Here is a 4,837-nt window from a genome sequence, read left to right on the forward strand (position 1 = left end):
CGGGGTGGACGGCGGCGACGGGGGTGCCGGCGGGTGGTTGATGGGCATCGGCGGCACCGGCGGCGCCGGCGGCGCCGGGGTTGCCGGCCTCGCCGGCGGCACCGGCGGCGCCGGTGGCATCGGCGGTGACGCGCCCGGTGTGTTGTTCGGTGTCGGCGGCACCCGAGGTGCCGGCGGCGACGGGGCCGTCGATGCTGCCGGTGGCGCCGGCGGCGACGGGGGCGCGGGCACCGGGGCATTCGACAGCGGCGGGAACGGTGGCGATGCCGGGGAGAGCGGGGTGGGCAGCACCGGCCTGCCCGCCCTCGGCGGAGCCGGCGGCAACGGCGGTCTGCTGGGCAGCCACGGCGCGGTCGGTGACGCCGACACGCTGACCGGGGTCGACACCGGCACCGGAGGACTCTCCACCACCGGAACCTGGTTCACCGACAGCGCCGGAAAGGTGGTCATCCTGCACGGGCTCAACGAGGTGTACAAGATAGCGCCGTTCGAGCCGGCCGCCGACGGATTCGGCGACAGCGACGCGGCGTTCCTGGCTGCCAACGGATTCAACGCGGTGCGGCTGGGCATCATCTGGGAGGCGGTGGAGCCCGAGCCCGGAGTCTTCAACGACGCCTACCTGGCCTCGATCGCCCAGACCGTGCAGACCCTGGCAGAGCACCACATCTACGTCATCCTCGACATGCACCAAGACTCCTACGCCAGCGCGTTCCAGGGCGAGGGCGCCCCGGCGTGGGCGGTGCAGACCGGCGGCGCGCCCAACATCAACTTCGGCTGGTCGGACAACTACTTCCTCGATCCCGCGGAGAATCACGCCTGGGATGCGTTCTGGTCGAACGCCGACGCCCCCAACGGGTCCGGGCTGGAGAACGACTACGCGCAGATGTGGGAACACGTCGCCAACTACTTCAAGGGCAACCCGGATGTGGCCGGCTTCGAGATCATGAACGAACCGGGCGCCGGCTCGATGGAGATCCCGACGGCGCTCGGCGACCCGCACTTCGGCGCGCAGGAGCTGACCCCCTTCTACGACCAGGTGGCGTCGGCGATCAGGGCGGTCGACCCGAACACGCCGGTGCTTTTCGAGCCGACCACCGTCACCGAGGAGGGGCTGTTCCCCACCAGCCTGGGCACGGTGGATCAACCGCACACGGTCTTCGCGTTCCACAACTACTGCGACCCACTCGGCATCCAGATCCCCTGCGGATTCACCAGCGACCTCTTCGCAAGCCGCGCCGAGGCGTATGCGACCGCGCACGACATCCCGGATTTGATGGACGAGTTCGGCGTGCCGCCGGCCGACCCGATGAAGTCCGCCGACCACACCGAGACGGGCTGGATGGAGTGGGCCTTCACCGGCCAGGGCGACATAACCGGTAGTCCGGCAACCGAGTGGCTGGTCCACAACCCCCACCTCCCGCCGACCGGCGACAACGTGAACACCGCGCATCTGGAGATCCTCGCCGAGCCGTACCCGCAGTCGATCGCCGGCACGCCGGAATCCTGGTCGTTCGACGACCACACCTTCCAGCTGAGCTACTCCACCGAGATGGCCTCCGGGCTGGCCCACTTCCCGGCCGGCTCGCAGACCGACATTGCGGTGCCGCAGATCCAGTACCCGGACGGCTACCAGGTCGACGTCACCGGCGGGCAGGTGGTCTCCGCTCCCAACGCCCCGGAGCTGGTCATCGCTTCGGACGGCGATGCGGATACCGTCACCGTCGTGGTGACCCCGGCCGGGCCGGCCTCGTGAGCCGGTCGGGGCGCATCATCCGCCGAGATAGCCCCGCAGCGCCTCGGCCACCGCGGTGATCTGGGTGACCGGAACCCGCTCGTCGGCCCGGTGCGCCAGGCTCGGATCGCCGGGGCCGTAGTTCACCGCCGGCACCCCGCGGGCGGCCAGCCGGGCGACGTCGGTCCAGCCGTACTTGGCGCGCACCTGCCCGCCGGCCGCGTCGACCAGCGCCCTGGCGGCCGGCCGCGACAGCCCGGGCAGCGCGCCGGCGGCGGCGTCGGTCTGCTCGATCGTCACGTCCAGCCCGGCGAACACCTGGCGCACGTGCGCCAGCGCCTCGGTCACCGACCGGTCCGGGGCGAACCGGTAGTTGACGGTCACCGACGCCGCGTCCGGGATGACGTTGCCGGCCACCCCGCCGTCGACGCGGACCGCGGAGAGCCCCTCGCGGTAGACGCAGCCGTCGATCTCGACGTCGCGCGACGCGTAGCCCGCCAGCCGGTCGAGCACCGGCGCCAGTTTGTGGATGGCGTTCTCGCCCATCCAAGCCCGGGCCGAGTGCGCCCGGACTCCGGTGGCGCGCACCACCACCCGCAGCGTGCCCTGACAGCCCGCCTCGATGTAGCCGCCGGTCGGCTCGCCGAGCACCGCCAGGTCGGCGTCCAGCCACGCCGGCAGCTCGCGCTCGATGCGGCCCAGGCCGTTGGCGGTCGCCTCGATCTCCTCGCAGTCGTAGCACACCAGCGTCAGGTCATGCGCGGGTTCGACGACGGTGGCGGCCAGGTGCAGGAAGACCGCCAGCCCGGACTTCATGTCGACGGTGCCGCAGCCGTGCAGCAGATCGCCGTCAGCTCCGACCGAGCGGCGGCTGGGCAGGTTGTCGGCCGCCGGGACGGTGTCCAGGTGACCGGCGAGCAGCACCCGCGACGGCCGGCCCAACCGGGTGCGGGCCAGCACCGCGTCGCCGTTGCGGACGACCTCGAATCCGCCGGTCTGGGCCCGCAGCGCGGCTTCCACCGCGTCGGCGATGCGCGCCTCGTGCCGGGATTCGCTGGGGATGTCGACCAGCGCCGCGGTCAGGGCGATCGGGTCGCCACGCAGGTCCAACACGCAGCCCAGCCTAGCGGGGACGGTAGCCTGACCGGCGTGACTGGAGCATCGGGTATCGGGGTAGCGACGCTGGCGGCCGACGGGTCGGTGCTCGACACCTGGTTTCCGGCACCGGAACTGACCGACGGCGGCGACGCCGGGACCAGCCGGCTCTCGAGTGCCGACGCGCCCGCGGAGCTGGCCGCGCTGGCCGGCCGTGACGAGGACCGCGGCACCGAGACGGTGGTGGTGCGCACCGTGATCGGCGCGCTGGCGGGCAAGGCCGCCGACGCCTACGACGCCTACCTGCGGCTGCACCTGCTGTCGCACCGGCTGATCGCCCCGCACGGGCTGAACGCCGACGGGTTGTTCGGGGTGCTGACCAACGTGGTCTGGACCAACCACGGGCCGTGCGCGGTGGACGGCTTCGAGACGGTGCGCGCCCGGTTGCGCCGCCGCGGGCCGGTGACCGTCTACGGGGTGGACAAGTTCCCGCGGATGGTCGACTACGTGCTGCCGTCCGGGGTGCGCATCGCCGACGCGGACCGGGTACGCCTCGGCGCCCACCTGGCATCCGGCACCACCGTGATGCACGAGGGATTCGTCAACTTCAACGCCGGCACCCTGGGCGCCTCGATGATCGAGGGCCGCGTCTCGGCGGGGGTGGTGGTCGGCGACGGCTCCGACGTCGGCGGCGGCGCGTCGATCATGGGCACCCTCTCCGGCGGTGGGACACAAGTGATCTCGCTCGGCAAGCACTGCCTACTCGGGGCGAATTCCGGGCTGGGCATCCCGCTCGGTGACGACTGCGTGGTCGAAGCCGGCCTCTACGTCACCGCCGGCACCAAGGTCGTCATGCCCGACCGGTCGGCGGTCAGAGCCCGGGAGCTGGCCGGCCGCAGCAACCTGCTGTTCCGGCGCAACTCGGTGACCGGGGCGGTCGAGGTGGTGGCCCGGGACGGTCGGGGTATCGCGCTCAACGAGGACCTGCACGCCAACTGAGCGCGTCCGCTCAGAGCCCGGACTCGCTGATCTTGGTGCTCTCCTTGCCGAGGATCTTGCAGTAGACGTCCACCGCGCCGCGGGTCAGGGTGATCTGCCCGTTGGCGGCTTCCTTGCCGTCGTTGCGGTCCGTCAGCATCTTGCCGATCACCTCATCCCGCTTGGCCTCGTCCATGGCCTTGAACTGTTTGCAGGTGGTGTCGCCGCCCTTGTTGGTGGCCTTGTCGATCACCGAGCAGCCGCCCAGCAGCAGCGCCACGCAGGCCAAGCCGGCGACGATGGCGTGGCTGAGTCGCTTCATCGGAGAGTCCCTTCTGCCGTCGCGCCGCCCGGGGCCGACGCCGCGGTCAGCAGGGAGCTTACGTCAGCAGCTCCTTTTTCAGGACCTTGCCCATCGCGTTGCGTGGCAGCGCGTCGACCACCCGCACCTCGCGCGGGCGTTTGTGCGCGGAGAGTTGTTGCCCGACATAGTCGATCAGCGTCTCCGGCCGGGCCGCGATGTCGTCGGAGCCGACGACGAACGCGACGATCCGCTGGCCCAGGTCGTCGTCCGGCAGCCCGACGACGGCCGCCTCGGCGACTCCCGGATGCCCGAGCAGCGCCGTCTCGATCTCGCCGGCGCCGACCCGGAAGCCGCCGGTCTTGATCAGGTCCACCGACTCGCGGCCGACGATGCGATGCATGGCGTCGCCGTCGACCACCGCCACGTCGCCGGTGCGGTACCAGCCGTCCGCGTCGAACGCGTCGGCGGTGGCGTCCGGCCGGTTCAGATAGCCGTTGAACAGCGTCGGTCCGCGGACCTGCAGTCGACCGATGGTCTCGCCGTCGTGCGGCACCGGCGAGCCGTCTTCGTGCACCAGCCGGGTCTGCACCCCGGCCAGCGGCAGCCCCACCCAGCCGGGCCGGCGCTCACCGCCGGCCCGGGTGCTCACGGTGATCAGCGATTCCGTACAGCCGGAACCCACCCCCGGCGGGTGGCCGGTGAGCTCGGCCAGCCGGGCGAAGACCGGC

5 protein-coding genes are annotated in these 4,837 nt (G+C 71.9%); 2 read left to right on the forward strand and 3 right to left on the reverse strand.

The annotated features are described in order from the left end of the window. Positions 1-1,753 (forward strand): cellulase family glycosylhydrolase (locus tag AC2VNT_RS02615; RefSeq protein ID WP_486945374.1); only part of this gene is annotated, 1,753 nt, incomplete at its 5' end. Positions 1,754-1,768: 15 nt separating this feature from the next. Here the strand turns inward: AC2VNT_RS02615 and dapE are convergent. Next, positions 1,769-2,845: a succinyl-diaminopimelate desuccinylase gene (gene dapE / locus AC2VNT_RS02620; RefSeq protein ID WP_486945375.1), complete on the reverse strand. Its 1,077-nt coding sequence runs from the start codon at positions 2,843-2,845 to the stop codon at positions 1,769-1,771. Positions 2,846-2,872: 27 nt separating this feature from the next. Between dapE and dapD the strand changes: the two genes are divergently transcribed. Beyond that, positions 2,873-3,826: a 2,3,4,5-tetrahydropyridine-2,6-dicarboxylate N-succinyltransferase gene (gene dapD, locus AC2VNT_RS02625; protein WP_486945378.1), complete on the forward strand. Its 954-nt coding sequence runs from the start codon at positions 2,873-2,875 to the stop codon at positions 3,824-3,826. Positions 3,827-3,836: 10 nt separating this feature from the next. On the opposite strand, the gene AC2VNT_RS02630 is transcribed toward dapD, so the two are convergent. Both AC2VNT_RS02630 and AC2VNT_RS02635 read right to left on the reverse strand, forming a co-directional pair. Further along, complete coding sequence (locus tag AC2VNT_RS02630; RefSeq protein ID WP_486945376.1) at positions 3,837-4,127, reverse strand: hypothetical protein; 291 nt, start codon at positions 4,125-4,127, stop codon at positions 3,837-3,839. Positions 4,128-4,185: 58 nt separating this feature from the next. Next, positions 4,186-4,837: AMP-binding enzyme (locus tag AC2VNT_RS02635; protein WP_486945377.1), on the reverse strand; the 652-nt coding region annotated here is incomplete at its 5' end.

Source organism: Mycobacterium sp. TH-M15, assembly GCF_057473705.1.